A 20230-nucleotide genomic window follows, 5' to 3' on the forward strand; every position below is an offset into this window, starting at 1 on the left:
GTGACAATTGCAATTCAATCGGCTGCCCGTATTTTTGCTTTATTGACATGGGTCGTTCTGATTGCGCTTACTTCTGCCTGCAAAGGCATCTTCGGAATCGGCGACTCCACAGACCAAAGCCCCACGGAAGCGTCGCAGCCCTATGTCACCTTAAGCATGATCATGCCCGGGGACGAATCGGCGCGCATGCGCGAGTTCGTCGACAACGAGCTGAACGCGCGATTGAAGCAGGACTTAAATATCAAGCTGGAATTGACGTATATCCCCTGGGCGGACTATCAGTCCAAGGTGGAGCTGGCGCTGTCCACCGGCGAGAGCTACGACTTGTTCTGGTACGGTACGGCATTCGTATCCGACTACAAGACGAAGGGCTATATTCAACCGCTGGATACGCTGCTCCAGACGTACGGACAGGCCTTGACGGCGAACATCCCGGCGGACAACTTCAAGCAGTATGAGATGGACGGCAGCCTGTGGGCGATTCCTTCCCAGGCGTTCACCTCTGCCGGCAAGTTCACGTCGGTCATGGTGCGCCAGGATCTGCTCGAATCGGTCGGCATGAAGAGCATCCGGACGATCGCCGATCTGGAGGCGTTTTATACGAAAATGCATGAACGGGACCCGAGCTACTACGGATATCTGGAGAACGATCGCGGCCAAGATGTGCTATGGCGGGAGCTGTCGGATCAGCCGCTTACCTTTCTCGATGAAAATCAGATGTTTGCCGTGAACGAGGACACGGGCGAGCTGGTGGATTATCTCGAATCCGATCTGTACAAGAAGGTCGCGCAGGTTCGCAAACGGTGGGTGGACATCGGCGTGATCGACAAGCGCCTCGCAGGAAACAAGGCGGCCAACATCGATCAGGAGGACGCGGGCAAGCTGCTGTTCCGGGTGGGGGCCGTCTCGCGGGCGATGGAGAACCTGCAGACGGTGCAGAACGCGGAGCCCGGTGCCAAGCTTCGAGAGTATTACCTGGCCCCCGACAAGCCGAAGTACATCGTCGCGCCCTCCAACGAGGCGTATATGATTCCGACGAAGGCGCTTCACCCCGAGCGCGCCATGCAGTTCATGAATTGGATCTTGCAGAGCGAGGAGCACTACAACTTCATCATCTACGGCGTAGAGGGCAAGGACTACCGCATCGAGAACGACAAGATCCATCTGCTCACGAACGACCAGTTCATGTACGAATGGATGTGGCGCAACAAAAATTACTTCATGCCGACGACCAATGTGGACGATTCCGTCGTAGAGGATATGCTGCATAACGACGACAACGCGCGAATATCCAACATTTTCGGCTTTCATTTTAACCAGGAGCCGGTCAAGAAGGAGTACGCCAAGGTGCTCGCGGTGTACAACGAGAAGTTCCTGCCGATCAATCTGGGCATCGTCGGCTATGACCAGGCATTTCCAGGCTCGATGGAGGCGCTGAAAAAAGCGGGCTACGACAAGGTTTGGGGCGAATTCAAGCGACAGTACGCGGATTTCCGGGCTGCACAGACTTCCCGCGCGGATCGGGAGGAATCGAAGTGAAATCCAGCATTTTCACCAATATGGTGCTCGCTCTGCTGCTGCTGCTGACGCCGATCATCGCGCTGTACGCCTACTCGAATCATACGAGCTCGAGCGTCCTGACGCGGGAGATCGTGAAGGCGAAGCGCACGCAGGTCGAGACGTTCGTCGGGCAGCTCGGGCAGATGTTCGCCCAATACGATTCCTACCAGAAGATGCTGTACGAGAGCACGGAGGTGCGCAATCTGGCCTATCCGGACTTGCTCAACGACGACCTGCTCTACTATCGCACGCTCAAGACCGTGTCCGAGGAGATCAGCAGGCTGGCAGGGTACGGACGGTGGAAGGGCATCATCGCGGTCGTCTACCCCAAGACAGGGATGGTCATCAAGAGCAATTCCAGCCTGGGTGCCGTGCCCGCGGAGCTGCCGGACAAGGACGGCTTCTGGAGCTACCGGACGAATCCGAAGGGCAGCGCCTACTTTATCGAGACGATCTCCAATCCGGCCAAGAGCGCCAGAGAGGAGGAGGCGGACCTGACGGTCGTCGCCAAGGTGGACGAAGGCGAGATCAAGAGCGATCTGTCCGAGATGAAGAGCAACGGGCTGGAGGACCCCTTCCTGTACAAGCCGGGCGATACCCCGATCTACAATTATACGGCGAATCAGGCTCTGATACAGGAGATGCTGCCCGAGCTGGAGCCTGTCGGCACCGAAGGCGCCTCCGACCCGCTGCTCATCCGGACGAGCGGCGGCACTTATCAGGTGCATATGGATATGGTGCAGCCGCTGGGCTGGTACCTGGTGGATTACGTGCCGATCGACAAGATTATGGCGCCGATCAAACGCAGCCAGACGATGTTCTATTCGATCAGCGGCATGATGCTATTTATGGCCTGCATCCTGAGCTTCTTGCTGTACCGGAGCATCCGCATTCCGTTCCGCAAGCTGATGCAGGGCATGAACTTCATCGAGAAGGGCATCTATACGAGCCGGATGAAGGACCCTCCGAAGGGGGAATTCAGGTATGTGTATCAGAAGTTCAACTCGATGGCCGCTAGAATCGAAGAGCTGATCGAGGATGTGCTCAAGGAGCAGATCCGGACGAAGGAAGCGAACGTCAAGCAGCTGCAGTCGCAGATCAATCCGCATTTCCTCTATAACACGCTGGCGTATATCAAGAGCATGGTGGAGCTCGAGGAAAAGGAAGCGGCCGTCTCGATGACGATGAACTTGAGCCGGTATTACCGCTATACGACCAAGCTCAGCAGCAGCTTCGCGACCATTCAGGAAGAGCTGAATCTGATCGAAAATTATTTGGACATTCACCGCATGCTGACGGACGACTTCGAGTACGAGATCGATATCGATCCGGCGATGCTGAAGATGGAGATTCCCCGCCTGTCGCTGCAGCCTCTGATCGAGAACGTGATCGTGCATGCGTTCCGCAAGCCCGTGAAGTACGGCGGCGTCCGCATCCGGGGCACGCTGGAGGAGAGCGGCATCGCGCGGCTCACGGTCGACGACAACGGCACGGGCATGACGCCGGCGCAGCTGGAGTCGCTGCAGACGAAGATCCGCACGGCGCCGAGCGATCAGATCGACTCCGGCTTGCAGAACGTGCATCAGCGGCTGATGCTGCTGTTCGGCAAAGGCTCGGGGCTGTTCCTCAGCCACTCCGAGCGGGGCGGGCTATGCGCGGAGCTGGTGTGGCAGGTGCAGGATGAGGGGGAGGCGGAGTGACCGCAGTGACCGCAGTGACCGCAGAGACCGAGGTTACTTTCCAAGTGCGTAGTTCTATATAGGACTACTTTCGGAGCGCGGGGCTGCGATTGAGTCGAATTAGTTCTATATAGGACTACTTTCGGAGTGGGAGGCTGCAACTGAGTCGAATTAGTTCTATATAGGATTACTTTCGGAGCGCGGGGCTGCGATTGAGTCGAATTAGTTCTATATAGGACTACTTTCGGAGCGCGGGGTTGCGATTGAGTCGAATTAGTTCTATATAGGACTACTTTCGGAGTGGGAGGCTGCAACTGAGTCGAATTAGTTCTATATAGGACTACTTTCGGAGCGCGAGGCTGCACTTGAGTCGAATTAGTTCTATATAGGATTACTTTCGGAGCGCGGGGCTGCAATTGAGTCGAATTAGTTCTATATAGGATTACTTTCGGAGCGCGGGGCTGCGATTGAGTCGAATTAGCTCTATATAGGACTACTTTCGGAGCGCGGGGCTGCGATTGAGTCGAATTAGTTCTATATAGGACTACTTTCGGAGCGCGGGGCTGCGATTGAGTCGAATTAGTTCTATATAGGACTACTTTCGGAGCGCGAGGCTGCAACTGAGTTGAATTAGCTCTATATAGGGCTACTTTCGGAGCGCGGGGCTGCAACTGAGTTGAATTAGCTCTATATAGGATTACTTTCGGAGCGCGGGGCTGCACTTGAGTCGAATTAGTTCTATATAGGACTACTTTCGGAGCTGGAGGAGGCGCGCCAGCCGAAGTAGTCCTATATAGCGTTGCTTTCGGAGTGGCTGTCGGCGGATCTGAAGTGGCTGTCGGCGGATCTGAAGAATGTGGTTTCAACCTTAAATTTACGGCCTATCGACGCGCAAAACGCGTGATTTATGATGAGAACGTAAGCGCTTGCGAAGGCGCGGAACCGGTCAGTTTGCGAGGTTATTAGAGCGCAGAGGCGCGGCCGTGCCGGAGAGGGGGGAGGAGCAGGGACGGCGGGCAGGCTCGCCGGTCGCTTCAGCAACATATCCCATGCGAACAGGAGTGAACGATGTAATGTCGAACGCACGACTCGCAAAACCCGCAAAGCCGCTGCTCATTATAATGGTCTTGATCCTGATGGGCACGATGCTGCTCATGAACCTCAAGCTCCCCCACGCCGCCGCCTCGGGCGAATGGCAGGCCCAGACGTACGATCCGAACAAGCCCGGGCTGGAGCAGAACCCGCTGAAAGGCTTTCTGCCCTTTTCCAAGCAGCCATCGGAAAGCGTCGATCCGAACAACAGCTTCCCGCACAGCATGGAGTGGTTCTACGTATCGTTGCGGGACCTTATGACAGGCTCGAACACATACAACTGGGCGCCGCTGGACGCCTATCTGAACGATATCGCGAGCCGCGGCAATCAGGCGGCGTTTCGCGTCTATGTCGACTATCCGGGACGCACGACCGGCATTCCGCAGTTTCTGATTAACGGCGGTCTGCTGACGCGCGATTACGACCAGAACGGCAACCACGACACGTCGACGCACAGCCTCGCGCCCGACTGGAACGATGCCAACCTGAATACGGCGCTGCGCCAGTTCGTCGCCGCGCTCGGCGCCCGCTACGACGGCGATCCGCGGATCGGGTTCGTGACGGCGGGACTGTACGGCTTCTGGGGCGAGTGGCATACTTGGCCCTACAATACCGCTCCGAACGATTGGCAGATGAACCAGTCGAACATGGACGGCCTGCTCACGGCGTTCAAAGACGCGTTTCACACGACGCAGGTGCTGGCCCGTTACCCCTATTCCGCCAGCACGTCGACGCTCAAGAACGCCTTCGGCTACCATGACGATTCGTTCGCCTGGGAGACGCTGACCCAGACGACCTGGGATTTCTGGAGCCTCATCTCCCAGAACAATCTGCAGAACATCTGGCAGACGCATCCGATCGGCGGCGAGCTGTATCCGCCGCTCCAGCAGGATACGAGCTTCTGGCAGACCTGGCCCAATCAGAACGGCCAGAACTTCCAGACCTCGGTCGAGACGACGCACGCTTCCTGGCTCATGTACGACAAAGTTTACAAGTCGACCCTGGCGAGCACGACCGCCACGGCCAATGCGCTGCGCGCGCACAAGATGCTCGGCTACACGCTGTACAACTCGGGCGTACAGCTGGCCGATTCGCCGGCATCCTCGCTGACGGTCAACGTCAAGCTGCAGAACAAGGGTGTGGCGCCGTTCTACTACAACTGGCCGGTCGAGTTCGGCGTGCTCGGCGCCTCCGACGTCTGGGTCAAGTCGCTCGGCACGGCGAGCTGGAATCTGAAAAGCGTGCTGCCAGGCGGCGCGGATTACGGCTTTGCCTTCAGCGCGAACCACAATCTGGGCGCAGGCGACTACAAGCTGGTCATGCGTGTCGTCAACCCGCTGTCGAACGGCAAGCCGCTTCGCTTCGCGAACACGCGGCAGGATGCGAACCGCAGCGGCTGGCTGACGCTGTCGGGATTCCGCGTGACCGCGAGCGCCACGACGTCCACGACGCTGGCCGATCCGCCCCTGACGGGCGGGGCGACCCCAACGCCAACGCCGACCCCAACCCCAGCACCGACGCCAACACCGACCCCAACGCCAACGCCGACGCCAACACCAACGCCAACACCAACGCCGACGCCAACGCCGACCCCAACACCGACCCCAACACCGACACCGCCGACCGGCACGACCTCCTATGAAGCGGAGGCAGCCGCCAACACGCTCGTCAGCCCGGCAGCCGTCTCGAGCTGCACGACCTGCTCGGGCGGGAGCAAGGTCGGCTACGTGGGCGGCAGCGGTACGCTGCGGTTCAACGGCGTCACGGCGCCCTCCGCCGGCGACTACACGCTGACGATCTACTACCTGAACGGAGACGCGAGCCGTTCGGCCTCGCTCAGCGTGAACGGCGGCGCGGGCACGTCGATCAGCTTCCCGAGCTCCGGCGGCTGGACGACGGTCGCGGCGAAGACGGCAACCGTGCATCTGCAGGCGGGGTCCAACACGCTGCTGTTCTCGCAGCCGGGCGGCTATGCGCCCGACATCGACCGCATCGTCCTGAGCGCCGGCGGCGGAGGCGGCACGACAGCGCTGATGTTCGACAATTACGACAACGCCAGCCAATACAACTCGCAGCATACGAACGATATGGGGGGCGGCTATTGGGGAGACGGCAGCATCTCGTGCAACGGCTCCGAGCTGACGCTGAGCGGTGTCACCTGGTGGGACGCCACCTTCAGCGCCGCGGAGACCAACGTCAATCTGTCCGCCTACACGTACCTCGTTTACGTCGTCAAGAGCAGTACGAACGGCGCCTCGTTTAACGTGACGATGTGGGACGCTGGAGGGGCCAAGGGGACGAAGACCGTCACCGCGTCGACCGCCTACCAGACGATCCGCATTCCGCTGGCAGACTTCACGGGCTTCGACAAGTCCACGGCCAGAAAGTTCAAGCACGGCGCATTCACGGGCAACTTCACGATCGACGAGATCAGGTTCGAGTAGGCGCGATTCGCTTGGCGGACAGGCGCTTCCTGGCTTGAATCGACAGCAGCCTTCAAGCGGCGTACCGCACCGGAGACAGCAGGGACATGTCCCTGCTGCTCTTTGCCTACTCGTGAACGCGCGTTAATTTTTTGGCCGACCCGCTATGCAACCGCCTCCAGATGCGGTAAGGTAGAGTTATCTGATAGGAAAAGGAGACTCGTCATGACCGAACAACGTATCGTGAAATGGGGAATCATGGGGCCGGGAGGCATCTCGGACAACTTCGCCACGGAGCTGCCGCACGCACCGGGCGCAGCGCTCGTCGCCGTAGCCGGGCGGTCGCTGGACAAGGCGCAGGCGTTCGCCGCGAAGTTCGGCATCCCGCGCGCCTACGGCAGCTGCGAGGAGCTGGCCGCCGATCCGGAAGTCGAGATCGTCTATATCGGCACGCTGCACCCGGTGCACAAGGAGAACGCGCTGACACTGCTGCGCGGGGGCAAGTCCGTGCTCTGCGAGAAGCCGTTCACGATCAACGCGGCGGAGGCCAAGGAAATCGCGGAACTCGCGCAGGAGAAGGGCTTGTTCCTGATGGAGGCGATGTGGACGCGGTACCTGCCGGCGATCGCAAAGGTGCGGGCGTGGCTGGACAGCGGCGTCATCGGCGACGTGCGGATCGTGAAGGCCGAGTTCGGCTTCGATGCGGGCTGGAACCCCGAAGGGCGCCTGCTGAATAAGGAAAAGGGCGGCGGCACGCTGCTCGACGCCGGCATCTATCCGGTGTCGTTCGCTTCGATGGTGTACGGCGGCGAACGGCCCGCGAAGATCGCCAGCTCCGCCGTCATCGGCGAGACGGGCGTGGACGAGCAGTTCTCGCTGCTGTTCGAATACGGCGGCGGCCGCACGGCATCGCTGCACGGCTCGGTGCGCCTCGCGATGACCAACGAAGCCGTGATCTATGGCAGCAAGGGCCGTATCGAGGTGCCTAACTTCCTGTTCGCCAAAGCCGCGACGCTGCATGTGAACGGGGCGGAGCCGGTCGCCTTCAAGCAGGAGCTTGAGCCGTCCGGCCACTTCTATCAAGCGATCGAGGCGATGGAATGCCTGCGGGCCGGCCGCAAGGAAAGCGGGATTATGACCGTGGGCGAGACCGTGCGCATCATGGAGACGCTCGACGAGATCCGGGCGCAGTGGGGGCTCAAGTACCCAAGCGAGGCTTAAGCCGGAGCCGGCTTGCCGGTAACAGGGACGATGCGGAGAGAAATCTTTGTGCATCGTCCCTTTTGCTTGTCAACAAGGTTGAAAAAAGTTGAAAGATTGTTTATGCTAATATTAGTTTGCAGTTGAAGGTTTGGAGGATAAAAGCATGAAAAAGATCACGCTCCAGATGATCGCCGATCGGCTCGGTGTCTCCAAGGCGCTTGTCTCCAAGGCGCTCGCAGGAGATTCGGCGGTAAATGAAGGCACGAGGGAGACGATCTGGAAAACCGCAGAGGAGATGGGCTACCGGTTCAAGACTGCCCGCCGCTTCGGTCCGGACACGCAGCCGGGAATGATGGCGGTGCTGATGCCGAGAGCCTATCTGGACGATATGGAATATTGGGGCAATGTCATCCAGGGGATCGAGCAGGAGCTGCTGCAGCACAACTTCAGCATGCTGCTGTCCAGCATCGATATATCGCTGTCTCCCCAGGAAGGCTTGCTCTCTTCGATCGACGACCAGCAGGTGAGCGGCGCCATCGCCATGGGCCACCTGCCGGACAGCTATATCGAAGCGCTGAAGGCCAAGCATTTTCCGTTCATCATGGTGGATGCCAGCAGGCTCGATCCGAAGGTCGACCACATCCTGGCGAACAATTACCTCGGCGCGTACGAGGCGACCGTCCATCTGCTCGCAGCCGGACACCGCAGCGTCGGCTTCGTAGGCGATGCGGATACGTCCTGGAGCTTCCGCGAGCGCTATCGGGGATTCCGCGAAGCCGTGAGCGACTTCGCGGCGCGTGAGGGGGAGGAGCTTGAGGCGATCGTCATCGGGGGCATCGGCGTCAGCGGCAACGGGATGTATACGGCACCCGAGCTCGACGAGCAGATCGCGGACGCCGTGCGGCGCGACCGGCCGATCACCGGGCTGTTCTGCGCCAACGATCTGACGGCGCTGGAGACGCTGAAGCGGCTCGGGGCGCTCGGCGTGAACTGTCCGGCGGATATCTCGATCGTCGGCTTCGACGATCTGACGCTGACCAAGCTCATGCGGCCGAATCTGACGACCGTGCGCGTGCCCAAGGCGGCGATCGGCTCGCGGGCGGCCGAGCTCGTCATCCGCCGCCTGCAGCATCCGGACGTCGTCCCGGAGCTCGTGCTGCTGTCGACGGAGCTGATCGAGCGCGAGTCCGTGCGCTGCGTCAACGTTCGTGACGCGGACGGGATACGCGCATAGCAATCGCACGATGTTCCAACAAGCAGAGAGGCCGCTCTTCAGGACAACATCCTGAAGGGCGGCCTCTTGGGCGTTGCGGCATGCAATTCAAGGCTCGCCCGTCAGCTGCCGGTCGATCGCGCGGAACAACTCGATCGTATAGGACTTGAACGTGCGGACCGCCTGCGACATGTAGCGATCGCCGTTCCAGGACAGATTGATCTCCCGGCGGCTGTCGGGTTTGTCGATGCGGACGGGCACGATGTTGGCGTTGAACAGGGAGCGCTGGGTGACCGACGGGATGAGCGCGATGCCGATCTTGGCCTGCAGCATCACCTTGACGGTCTGCACGCTGTCGCTCTCGAACACGATGCGCGGCTCGAAGCCGGCGGCATGGCACAGGCTATCGGACAAGGTGCGGATGCTGGCGCCGCGCGTGTAGCTGATGAAGTCGTAGCCGGCGGTATCGCGCAGATCGACGCTGTCGCGCCCGGCCAGCGGATGATCCGCAGGCACGGCCAGGACAAGCTCCTCGGTCAGCAGCAGCTCGCTGCTGAGCGTAGGGAAGCGCGAGGGCGTGGCGGAGATGCACAGGTCCCAGTCGTTTGAGACCGAGGATTCCTCCTTGTCTCTGCGGACGAGCTGCAGATTAATATTCGGATACAGCTTGTAAAAGTTGATGAACAGGTCGGGCATCAGATTGGATGCCGCCAGGATGAGCAGGCGAACCTTGCCGCTCGGCTCCTCGGACAGGTCCTTCAGCTCGGCGATCGAGTCCTCGACATGGTTCACGATCGCGAGCGCATGCTTGTAGAAGGCATGCCCGTGCTTGTTCAGCTCGATATTGCGGCCGACGCGGTCGAACAGCCGCGTCCCGACCTCCTTCTCCAGCAGGGCGATCGTCTTGCTGACGGACGGCTGCGACACGCGGTACGCATCGGCGGCGCGTGTGATGCTGCCCGTCTCCGCCACCTTGCAAAAATATTTGAGCTGCAGCAATTCCACGAATGACAACTCCTCCCGCTCCGCATGTTGACCATACATAACCTTGGGTCTATATGTTCCATAGAAAATTATGTATTAGACCGCTTACAAGATCAAGTCCTATACTGAGTTCTGTCGAGCGCAAGGAAAGAGGTGAGAGCTTGATCGTAATCACAAAAAGCGGAGCGGTCAGGGGCCGCCAGGAAAAAGGCATGTATGCGTTCAAGGGCATTCCGTATGCCAGGCCGCCGGTCGGCGCGCTGCGGTTCAAGCCGCCGGAGCCCGCGGAGCCGTGGGACTGCGTCCGGGATGCGACGGCATACGGCAGCCGCGCGCTGCAGGAACGCAGGGAGCCCGGCTATACGTACGCGGAGGACTGTCTGAATCTGAACGTATGGACGCCGGCGGCGGACGACGGCAGACGGCCCGTTATTTTTTTCATCCACGGCGGGGGTCACTTCGAAGGCTCGAATTCGGACGAGAAAGCATCTGGGCCCAGGCTCGTCGGGAGTCGCGATGCCGTCATGGTGTCGATCAACTATCGGCTCGGCGCGTTCGGCTACCTGCATGTGGCACATGTGCTGGGAGAGGCGTACGCGACTTCGGGCAACTGCGGTCTGCTGGACCAGCTGCTCGCGCTGCGCTGGGTGAGGGACAACATCGCCGCGTTCGGCGGCGATCCGGACCAGGTGGTGCTGATGGGGCAGTCCGCCGGCGGCAAGTCCGTCGCGAGCCTGATGGCGGCGCCCGGCGCGCAGGGGCTGTACCGCCGGGCGATCATCCAGAGCGGGGGCGTGCAGTGCATCCGGGACCGCGAGACGGCCGAGTCGCTCGCGAACCTCACGCTGCATGCGCTCGGCATCGACGCAGGCGGCGAGCGGGCCGAGGGGCTGCTCCATATGAGCGCCGAGACGCTGCTCGCCGGACAGAACGAGGCCGCCCGCCGCATCTCGCCGGGCCATCTGTTCGGGCCCGTGATCGACGGCCTGACGATCGCGGAGCCGCCGGAGGCGTATCTGGCCTCCGGGCGGGCGAGGGGCGTGCCAGTCATGATCGGCTACGCCAGAGACGAGCTGGCGTCCGAGGGCGCCGGCGCACCTGCGGACGATGCCGAGGCGCTGGAGAAGCTGTGCTACAGATTCGGCGCCAACGCGAACTATTTGAACGAGCGCTACCGCAGCCTGCTCGGCCGATCGGACCCGCAGGAGGCGTACGGCGCGCTGCTGACGCAGTACGTCTACGGCAACGCGAGCCTGGCGCTCACGCAGCTGCTGGCGGAGAGCGGGTGCGACGTATGGTGCTATCGCTGGGACTTCGCCGGCGCCCGCCCGCCTGCGCATTCGTCGGAAATGCCCTATCTGTTCGGCGTCGCCGCGGACGAGGATCCCGAGGGCTACCTGCCGGAGCATCTTGGTATGGCGCGGCTGCTCGCCGACACATGGATGGCGTTCGCGCTGACGGGCGATCCGAACCATCCGGGGCTCCCGGCCTGGCCCTGCTGCAGCACCGGCGAGTTCGGCTACCGGCTCGTGCTGGACGATCCGCCCCGCGTGGAGCCGCTGAACCTGCAAGCGTACGACAAGCGCTTCCCGATGCAGGTCATCCGGCTTCATGCATCCGATCCGGCGCATGCGCGGTAAGGGCGTGGCGCCGTGACCGGCTGGCTGTCCGCGCCGCTGACGTTCGCGGTCGCACTGGCCGGAGGCTGGGCTGCGCGGCGGCTGCGTTTGCCCGCCGGCGCGCTGGTGGGCGGGATGGTGGCCGTCTCCGCCATGCAGCTGCTGAGCGGGACGGCGTACGTGCCCGTGCTGTCCCGTCCCGTCCTGCAGATCGCGGGCGGCGCGCTGCTCGGGCATGCGATCGGCCGGGCGGACCTGGTCAATCTGCGCGCGATGATCCGGCCGGCGCTGCTGCTCATCCTCGGCCTGATCGCCGTCAATCTCGGGCTCGGTTATTTGCTCCACGCGCTGTGCGGCATGAATCTGACGACGGCGCTGTTCGCTTCGGCTCCTGGCGGCGTGTCCGACATGGCGCTCATCATCGAGGAGCTGAAGGGGGATACGACGACGGTGTCCATCCTCCAGGTGTTCCGCCTGTTCGGCATTTATCTGCTGTATCCGCCGCTGTTCAGGCTGCTGTCCGCCAGAGCGCGGCGGCAGCGGCCGGAGCGGGCCGGCATCCCGGCAGGCGCGGCGCCGGCGGCTGCGAGCGTGCCGATGCGCGCCGCCGTCGCCCGCATCGCCCTCACCGCCGACGCAGCGGACGCAGCCGCGCACGAGACGGCCGCAGCGCGCGCGCCGCAGCCTGCCATGCCCGGCGGCGAGGCGCCGGTCGCCGCAGCCGACATCGCAGCGCGCGCGCCGATGCCTGCCATGCCCGGCGGCGAGGCGCCGGTCGCCGCAGCCGACATCGCAGCGCGCGCGCCGATGCCTGCCATGCCCGGCGGCGAGGCGCCGGTCGCCTCAGTCGACATCGCAGCTTGCACGCCGATGACCGCCGTTCCCGGCGGCTCGGCGCCGACCGCCGCAGCCGCCGAGCCGTCCCTGCCCGCCGCACCCGGCCGCGCGGCCAACCGCAGCCGCTTCCTGCAGACGATGGCGGCCAGCATCCTGGGCGGCCTCGCCTTCATCGCCCTCGGCGTGCCGGCGGGCGGCATGGTCGGCGGCGTGCTGTGCGCCGCCTGGTTCAACGCGCGGACCGGCAGAGGCTACGTGCCGAAGCAGTTCGGATTCGTGCTGCAGGCGGGCGTCGGCGCGCTGATCGGGGCGAACATGACGCGGGCGCATCTGGCGTCGATCCACGAGCTCGTCGTCCCGATCGTGCTGCAGCTCGCGTTTCTGCTCTGCTTCACCGCCTTACTCGGCTGGCTGATGAGCAGGTGGACCCGGCTCGATCCGCTCACGAGCCTCCTCGCCATCACACCGGGCGGCATTCAGGAGATCTCGATGATCGCGCGAGAGCTCGGCTGCGATCCGGTACCCGTCATCGTCATGCACACCGTCAGGCTGGTCGCCGTCATCTGCATATTCCCGAGTCTGCTTCATTTTGTCATCGCTTGAGAGGAGGAAGACGCCAATGGCGTTTATTCAGATCGAATTTTTCTCGGAGACGCTCGGGCTGGACAGCTCGGCGTACGTGATCGTCCCGCAGCGGCTGCGCCGCAAGGCGGGGCATGTCAGCGCCTCGTACCGGCGGCCGTATCCGCTGCTCTACCTGCTGCACGGCGGCTCGGACAATCACGCGAGCTGGATGCGCAACAGCGCCATCGAGCGCTACGCCGAGCAGTACGGCATCGCGGTCGTCATGCCCGCCGTCCAGTACAGCTTCTATTCGGACCAGAAGTCCGGCTTCGACTACTTCACCTTCCTGGCGGAGGAGCTGCCCGAGATCATGCGGGATTTCTTCCCGGTGTCGGACCGCCGCGAGGATACGTTCGCGGCCGGCCTCTCGATGGGCGGCTACGGCGCCTTCAAGCTCGGCATCCGCCATCCGGAGCGCTTCGCGGCCGTGGCCAGCCTGTCCGGCAGCCTCGACCAGCGCAGCCGGCTCGGTCCCGACCCTGGCATCGGCAACCGGATCATGGTCGAGATGGCGAAGCTGACGTTCGGCTCCGTCGAGGAATACGACCGCAGCCCGAACGACCTGGCCTGGGTGCTCGAGCAGCATCTTGACTCCGGCGCAGAGCTGCCCGCCTTTTACATGGCATGCGGCACGGCGGATCACAACTACGCGATCAATGAGGCGTTTTACAACCGCTTTCATGATCGTATCGACCTCGTCTACGAGCGGGCGCCGGACCGCGGCCACGATTGGGGCTTCTGGGACGAATACATCCGCCGCGTCCTCGCGTGGCTGCCGATCGGGGGGCGGGAGGCTTGAACGACAGCGCCTTCAACAAGATCATGCCCGCCGTTCAGGCTCCCCGTTCTCCCGCCCGCCGCGCTTCCTTTTTCCGACGAATGGCGCGGCAGCGCTACCTGTACTTCATGTCCGTCCCGTTCATCTGCTGGCTCGTCGTGTTCTGCTACGTCCCCGTCTGGGGCTGGCTCATGGCGTTCCAGAAATACAAGCCCGGCAAGTCGATTCTGAATCAGACCTGGGTCGGCCTCGAGCACTTCCGCGCGCTGTTCGCGGACCCCGGCTTCTATCTCGTGCTGCGCAACACGCTTGCGATGAGTGTCATGGGCCTCGTCGTCGGCTTCACCGTGCCCGTCGTCTTCGCGCTGCTGCTGAACGAGCTGCGGGGCAGCACGTTCAAGCGCACGGTGCAGACGGTGTCCTACCTGCCGCACTTCGTATCGTGGGTCGTCGTGGCGGGCCTCGTCTCCAAGATGCTGTCGATCGACGGCGGCCCCGTCAACGAGCTGCTGCTGTGGCTTGGACTCATCGACGAACCGGTCCAGTTCATGGCCAAGGGCAACTGGTTCTGGTCGATCGTGACCGTGTCGGATATGTGGAAGGAGACCGGCTGGAACTCGATCATCTTCCTCGCGGCGATGGCGGGCATCGATCAGGAGCAGTACGAGGCTGCCACGGTGGACGGCGCGGGCCGGCTGCGGCGGATGTGGCACATCACGCTGCCGGGCATACGGCCGACGTTCATGGTGCTGCTCATCCTGTCGATCGGGCATCTCATCAGCATCGGCTTCGAGAAGCAGTTTCTGCTCGGCAACGCGCTCGTCTCGGACTATTCGCAGGTGCTCGATCTGTACGCGCTCGATTACGGGATCGGCATGTCGCGCTATTCGTTCGGCACGGCGATCGGCATTTTCAACTCCGTGGTCGGCATCTTCCTCGTCCTGACCGCCAACGGCATCTACAAGCGGATCACGAAGGAGAGCGTCATTTAAACGAAAGGAGGGAGCTGCAATGCCCCACTCGATCGGGAGGAGCCGCGGCGACCGCGCCTTCGACCTGCTGCTGTACGCGGCGATGCTGCTCGTCATGGTCGTCACGCTGTATCCTTTTCTGAACGTGCTCGCCGTCTCGCTCAACGAATCGTCCGACACGGTGAAGGGCCATCTGTACGTCTGGCCGCGAGTGTTCACCTGGCACAACTACGAGACGATCCTGCGCTATCCGAACCTGCTGATCGGCTTTCGCAACTCGGTGCTGCGCACCGTCCTCGGCACGCTGGCGGGCGTGTTCAGCGCCGCGATGGTCGCCTACGTGCTGAGCCGGAGCGACTTCCAGGCGCGCCGCCTGTTCTCGACGCTGTTCGCGCTCACGATGTACTTCAGCGGCGGCCTCATTCCCGTCTACATGCTCATCCGCAACCTGCACCTGATCGGCACCTTCTGGGTGTATATTTTGCCCGGCATCTTAAGCGTGTGGAACATGTTCATCATCCGCGCCTACATCGGCGGACTGCCATACGCGCTCCAGGAGTCGGCCAAGATCGACGGTGCGAACGACTTCACGATATTCAGCCGCGTCATCCTGCCGCTGTGCGCGCCGGTGCTGGCTACGATCGCGCTGTTCGTCGCTGTCGGACAGTGGAACGCCTGGTTCGATACTTACCTGTACAACAGCTCCAAGGAACAGCTCACGACACTGCAGTTCGAGCTCATGAAGGTGCTGCAGAGCACGCAGTCGATGAGTGCGGACACGTACAATCCGGCTGCGACGCAGAACATGGCGAGCGTGTCGCCCGAATCGATCAAGATGGCGATCACGATCCTGTGCACGGTGCCGATCCTGCTCGTGTACCCGTTCGTGCAGCGGTACTTCGTCAAGGGCGTGACGCTCGGGGCCGTGAAGGCCTGAAGCTTCGGTATCCGCAGGGCGACCTGAGATACACATAGATCGACGACATTAGGGGAGGTAATGGCATTGTTGAGAAAGAAAGCATACGGATGGACGGCGGGACTGGTGGCGGGCACGATGCTGCTGGCGACGGGCTGCTCGGGCTCGGGGGACGGCGAGGCGGCCGGAGGCAGTGCGGAGGCTTCGGGCAGCGGCGGAGCCGCCGCCAAGCCGATCACGGCGAGCGTATACAGCGCCAGCGTGAACGGCACGTTCGACGATATGAAGAGCCGGGTCGGCAAGCAGATTGCGGACAAGACCGGGGTGACGCTGAAGTTCGAATTCCCGGTCGGCGGCGCCACCGCGCAGAAGATCCCGCTCATGATCTCGAGCGGCGAATATCCCGACATGATCATGCCGGAGAAGGATATGGGCAAGCTCGTCGACGCCGGCGCGATGGTCGATCTGCGGCCGCTCATCGACAAGTACGGCCCGAACATCAAGAAGGTGTACGGCGAATACATGAACCGGCTCGTCTGGAGCAAGGACGACGGCGGCATCTACTTCCTGCCCTATGCGGGCGTAGGCGGACAGCAGCTTGAGGCGAACGGCGGCTTTCAGATTCAGCACCGGGTGCTGAAGGAGCTGAACTATCCGCAGATCAAGACCGTTCAGGATTACGAGAACGCGCTCAAGGCGTATATCGACAAAAATCCGACGACGGACGGCCAGCCGACGATCGGCATGACGCTGAACGCGGGCGAGTGGCAGATCAAGCTCAGCACGACCAATCCGGCCTTCTACGCGACCGGCGGGTCGGACGACGGCGAGTTCCAGATCGACGACGAGACGTACGAAGCGACCTATCACTATTTGCGTCCGCAGGAGAAGGAATATTTCCGCTGGCTGAACCATATGTACAGCATCGGGCTGCTGGACAAGGAGAGCTTCACGCAGAAGTACGATCAGTACAAATCGAAGGTATCGACCGGACGGGTGCTTGGCATTATCGATCAATTGTGGGATTATCAAGACGCGGAGCAGGTGCTGAAGTCCGAGGGCAAGTTCGACCGGACGTACGCGCGCTTCCCCGTCACGCTCGACGAGAGCGTCAAGCAGAAGGAGCTGCAGAGCACGGGCTATCTGGCCGGCTATGGCATCGGCATCACGACGAGCGCCAAGCATCCCGAGCAGCTCATCCAGATGCTCGACTACATGGCGTCGGACGAAGGCCAGGTGCTGCGCAACTGGGGCGTCGAGGGCGTCGACTACAAGCTCGAGGACGGCAAGCGCGTCATCCCGCAGGACGTGCAGCAGAAGAAGTCGAACGATGCGGCCAACTATATGAAGGAGAGCGGCATCGGCAACTACGCCTTCGCGCCGATGTACGGCGACGGCGTGCTCGATCCGACGGGCAATCCGTACACGACGAACTTCGAGAGCCAGATCATCGCCGCCTACTCGGACGAGGATCGCGAGACGCTGGCCCGCTACGGGGCCAAGCGGTACATCGACCTGTGGCCGTCCTCGGATCAGTTCCCGGTGAAGGCGTGGGGCGCGGCCTGGAACATTCCGAAGGAGACGGGCTCGGATCTCGACGTGCTGGCGAAGAAGGCCGACGGCGTCATGAAGAAGCGGATTCCCGAGGCGATCATGGCGAAGCCGGAGCAGTTCGACAAGGTGTGGGACAGCTTCATGAAGGATCTGCAGGACCTGAACATCGACAAAGTCAACAAGCTCACGACCGATCTGGTCAAGGCGAGAGCGGAGCTGTGGAAGGAGAAGTGATCTGCGATGACACGTGCGTTGGCATTAGGTGCTTACCGGGAAGTGAAGTATCATCCGTTCGAGGGCGTGGACCGCGAGCTGACGGAGGTGTTCGCAGGCCGCCTGACGGTCGATTGCACCGAAGAGTACGGGGCGCTTAACGGCGCTAATCTCTTAGGCTATCAACTATTTATATCGTATGCGGAATTCTCGAATACGCCCGTCGCTCCGGAGCAGGAGGCTGCGCTGCTCGCGTATGTCGCCCAGGGCGGCGGCCTGCTCGCCATCCACAACGGCATCTCGCTGCAGCGCAATCCCGCGCTCGCGAGCCTGCTCGGCGCCCGGTTCACCGGCCACCCGCCGTACGGGCCGCTGCCGGTCGCGGCGAGCGGCGAGGGGGAGCTGCATCCTATCACGCGGGGACTGGCGCCGTTCGTCATCGACGACGAGCCGTACCGGTTCGAGCTGAGCCCGCTCATGAAGCCGACCGTGCTGCTCGAGTACGAGCACGAGGGCGGGCGCTGGCCGGCCGCCTGGGCGCATCGCTTCGGACTGGGCCGCGTCGTCTATCTGATGCCGGGGCATTCGCATTCGTCGTTCCTGCACCCGGCGTACCGCGAGCTTATACTGCGCGCCGGATTGTGGGCGGCGGGGCTGGAGGCGGGAGCGGCCGGAGACGGTAGCGCGGTTGCGGCCGCGGAGGCCGACTTGGATTCGGATGCCGCGACAGGCGGCACGCGAGCGGGAGCTCCCGGTGCGGGTAGTGCGGCTGAGGCCGCCGGAACGGAGGGGAGCGCGCGATGAAGCATGCGGTCGTGACGGGCGCGGACCGGGGACTCGGGTTCGCGCTGACGGAGCAGCTGCTGGCTGCGGGCTACACGGTGTTCGCGGGCCGCTATCTGGAAACGTGGGACGCGCTGGAGGGACTTCGGCGCGAAGCGGGCGAGCGGCTCGTGCCGCTGGCGCTGGACATCGGCAGCGAAGAGAGCGTGCGTCTCGCCGCGCAGGCGATCGCCGCGCGCACCGGCAGCATCGACCTGCTCGTCAACAATGCCGGCATCGCCGGCCATCAGGACGACAACATCTTCGGCGAGATCGACTACGAGGCGATCCGCCGGATGTACGACGTCAACGCACTCGGCCCGCTGCGCATGGCGCATGCGCTCCAGGCGCTGCTGCTCTCCGGCGGGGATAAGCTCGTCGTCAACATCTCCTCCGAGGCAGGGCAGATCAACCAGACTTGGCGCGAGGGCTGGTACGGCTACTGCATGTCCAAGGCCGCGCTCAACATCCAGTCCAACATCCTGCACAACCAGTTGCGGGGACGCGGCGGCAAGGTGCTGGTCATTCACCCGGGCTGGATGAAAAGCTACATGAGCGGCAAGCTGAACGAAGACGCCGCGATCACGACGGAGGAGGCTGCGGCCGGCATCCTGCGCGTCGTCGGCGACTATCTCGCCGACGAAGACGCCGCGGGACGCCCGCATCCGGCGTTCCGGGATTACTCTGGCGCGGAGATGAGCTGGACGTAGTCGTATACCTCATCTATGAGCGGACGCCGGATCGCGGCCACGATGGGGGCTTCGGGGATGAATACATCCGCCGAGCCCTCGCGCGGCTGCCGATCGGGGGCGGGACGCTTGAACGACAGCGCCTTCAATAAGCTCAGGCCTCGCCGTTCAGGCTCCCCGCTCTCCCGCTCGCTGCGCTTCGAATCAAGTTGAAGGTGCTGAAGTAGGCTGTGGAGCAGCTTGTTGGTCGATTGGAAACAAGTACCTAATCTGTTGTTTGCCGTTCTCGTCCTCAATGACATGAAGAACCTTGCCGAGCATCACCACAATTGCTTCTTTTCGAGAATCGTCTGTGTAATAAATTAAACGTTCGATTCCGCTTCCTCCCTCCCAATCGGGAGCCCCGGCAACCTCGTTGAAGGTTATCGTCATTGACTTAATATCCTTTTCCTTACTTACGATTCGTTCAGCCTCCTCCACGCTAAGCCTTTTGCTAGCTTGCGGTAGTTCCCCTAATATTGTTAAAGCATCCCTTTTCCACACACCGATGCCCAAGCTGTTATCCTTCCGCAAGTCTGTAAGAGCTTCCGTTCGATCATTGCTCTTACTATTCGCAAAAACGACAGCAGAGGCGGCAAGAAGCGCGACTGTGGCGGCAATGGATACGACTACTTTATTGATAGTGTTCATTGTTCAAATCACCTCTTAGTTTCGTGTTTATGAGACTAGCAAGGTGTAATTGGCAGCACGAGGATAATATACAATATATTCAATAATTCGTATATCCCGACATGAATGTGCCGGAGAAGGATAGGAGCAAGCTTGTCGACGCCAGCGCGAGATCGATCTGCGGCCGCTCATCGACAAGTACGGCCCGAACATCAAGAAGTTGTACGGCGAGTATCTCGCCGACGACTACGCGGAAGAAGCACTCGCGCGTACCCGCTTGTGGGCACTCGAATGAACTCGGGTGAAAAATAATACCTTTCCTATCCCGCAGGGAGATGATTCCCTGTCGCTGCCGCTTATTTTATCAATCACCGGGATCGGCCG

16 protein-coding genes are annotated in these 20230 nt (G+C 62.0%); 13 read left to right on the plus strand and 3 right to left on the minus strand.

Going from position 1 to position 20230, the window contains the following annotated elements:
• From VQ071_RS02000 to VQ071_RS02020, 5 genes are all read left to right on the plus strand, one after another.
• The gene (locus VQ071_RS02000) at positions 1–1539 is read left to right on the plus strand and encodes an extracellular solute-binding protein (RefSeq protein WP_340512163.1); all 1539 of its coding nucleotides are present in this window, start codon (positions 1–3) and stop codon (positions 1537–1539) included.
• Positions 1536–3260 (plus strand): sensor histidine kinase, encoded by a 1725-nt coding sequence (locus VQ071_RS02005; RefSeq protein ID WP_340512164.1) that lies wholly within the window; start codon positions 1536–1538, stop codon positions 3258–3260. The genes VQ071_RS02000 and VQ071_RS02005 overlap by 4 nt, the downstream gene beginning before the upstream one ends.
• A 1052-nt stretch (positions 3261–4312) precedes the next feature.
• Entirely contained in the window at positions 4313–6775 is a 2463-nt protein-coding gene (locus VQ071_RS02010; RefSeq protein ID WP_340512165.1) for a DUF4832 domain-containing protein, read from the plus strand.
• 204 nt (positions 6776–6979) lie between these two features.
• Entirely contained in the window at positions 6980–7975 is a 996-nt protein-coding gene (locus VQ071_RS02015) for a Gfo/Idh/MocA family protein (protein WP_340512166.1), read from the plus strand.
• Positions 7976–8120: 145 nt separating this feature from the next.
• Positions 8121–9191, plus strand: coding sequence for a LacI family DNA-binding transcriptional regulator (locus VQ071_RS02020; protein ID WP_340512167.1), 1071 nt, complete (start codon positions 8121–8123; stop codon positions 9189–9191).
• A gap of 87 nt (positions 9192–9278) precedes the next feature.
• Here VQ071_RS02020 and VQ071_RS02025 read toward each other — a convergent pair whose 3' ends face one another.
• Positions 9279–10175, minus strand: coding sequence for a LysR family transcriptional regulator (locus VQ071_RS02025; protein ID WP_340512168.1), 897 nt, complete (start codon positions 10173–10175; stop codon positions 9279–9281).
• A gap of 140 nt (positions 10176–10315) precedes the next feature.
• Between VQ071_RS02025 and VQ071_RS02030 the strand changes: the two genes are divergently transcribed.
• The 8 genes from VQ071_RS02030 to VQ071_RS02065 all read left to right on the plus strand — a co-directional run bounded on the left by VQ071_RS02030 (position 10316) and on the right by VQ071_RS02065 (position 19198).
• Positions 10316–11794, plus strand: coding sequence for a carboxylesterase/lipase family protein (locus VQ071_RS02030; protein WP_340512169.1), 1479 nt, complete (start codon positions 10316–10318; stop codon positions 11792–11794).
• A gap of 12 nt (positions 11795–11806) precedes the next feature.
• A complete protein-coding gene (locus VQ071_RS02035; protein ID WP_340512170.1) occupies positions 11807–13213 on the plus strand; it encodes an AbrB family transcriptional regulator in 1407 nt (468 codons plus the stop codon).
• 16 nt (positions 13214–13229) lie between these two features.
• Complete coding sequence (locus VQ071_RS02040) at positions 13230–14033, plus strand: alpha/beta hydrolase (RefSeq protein WP_340512171.1); 804 nt, start codon at positions 13230–13232, stop codon at positions 14031–14033.
• An 80-nt stretch (positions 14034–14113) separates the two neighbouring features.
• On the plus strand, positions 14114–15004 hold the full coding sequence (locus tag VQ071_RS02045) for an ABC transporter permease (protein ID WP_340512377.1): 891 nt from the start codon (positions 14114–14116) through the stop codon (positions 15002–15004).
• Between the two features lie 19 nt (positions 15005–15023).
• Positions 15024–15920, plus strand: a complete 897-nt coding sequence (locus VQ071_RS02050; protein WP_340512172.1) for a carbohydrate ABC transporter permease — start codon at positions 15024–15026, stop codon at positions 15918–15920.
• Positions 15921–16037: 117 nt separating this feature from the next.
• Positions 16038–17687 carry an ABC transporter substrate-binding protein gene (locus VQ071_RS02055; protein ID WP_445293250.1) on the plus strand — a complete coding sequence of 550 codons (1650 nt, stop codon included), beginning with the start codon at positions 16038–16040 and terminating at the stop codon, positions 17685–17687.
• Positions 17688–17693: 6 nt separating this feature from the next.
• The gene (locus VQ071_RS02060; protein ID WP_340512174.1) at positions 17694–18470 is read left to right on the plus strand and encodes a ThuA domain-containing protein; all 777 of its coding nucleotides are present in this window, start codon (positions 17694–17696) and stop codon (positions 18468–18470) included.
• Entirely contained in the window at positions 18467–19198 is a 732-nt protein-coding gene (locus tag VQ071_RS02065) for an SDR family NAD(P)-dependent oxidoreductase (RefSeq protein ID WP_340512175.1), read from the plus strand. Before VQ071_RS02060 ends, VQ071_RS02065 begins: the two co-directional genes overlap by 4 nt.
• On the opposite strand, the gene VQ071_RS02070 is transcribed toward VQ071_RS02065, so the two are convergent.
• Together VQ071_RS02070 and VQ071_RS02075 are read right to left on the minus strand one after the other, a co-directional pair.
• Positions 19168–19326, minus strand: a complete 159-nt coding sequence (locus VQ071_RS02070) for a hypothetical protein (protein ID WP_340512177.1) — start codon at positions 19324–19326, stop codon at positions 19168–19170. The two genes, VQ071_RS02065 and VQ071_RS02070, sit on opposite strands and share 31 nt — an antisense overlap.
• A 55-nt stretch (positions 19327–19381) precedes the next feature.
• Complete coding sequence (locus VQ071_RS02075) at positions 19382–19867, minus strand: hypothetical protein (protein WP_340512178.1); 486 nt, start codon at positions 19865–19867, stop codon at positions 19382–19384.
• Between the last annotated feature and the right edge of the window lie 363 nt (positions 19868–20230).

The organism is Cohnella sp. 56 (assembly GCF_037963805.1).
GTDB lineage: Bacteria > Bacillota > Bacilli > Paenibacillales > Paenibacillaceae > Cohnella.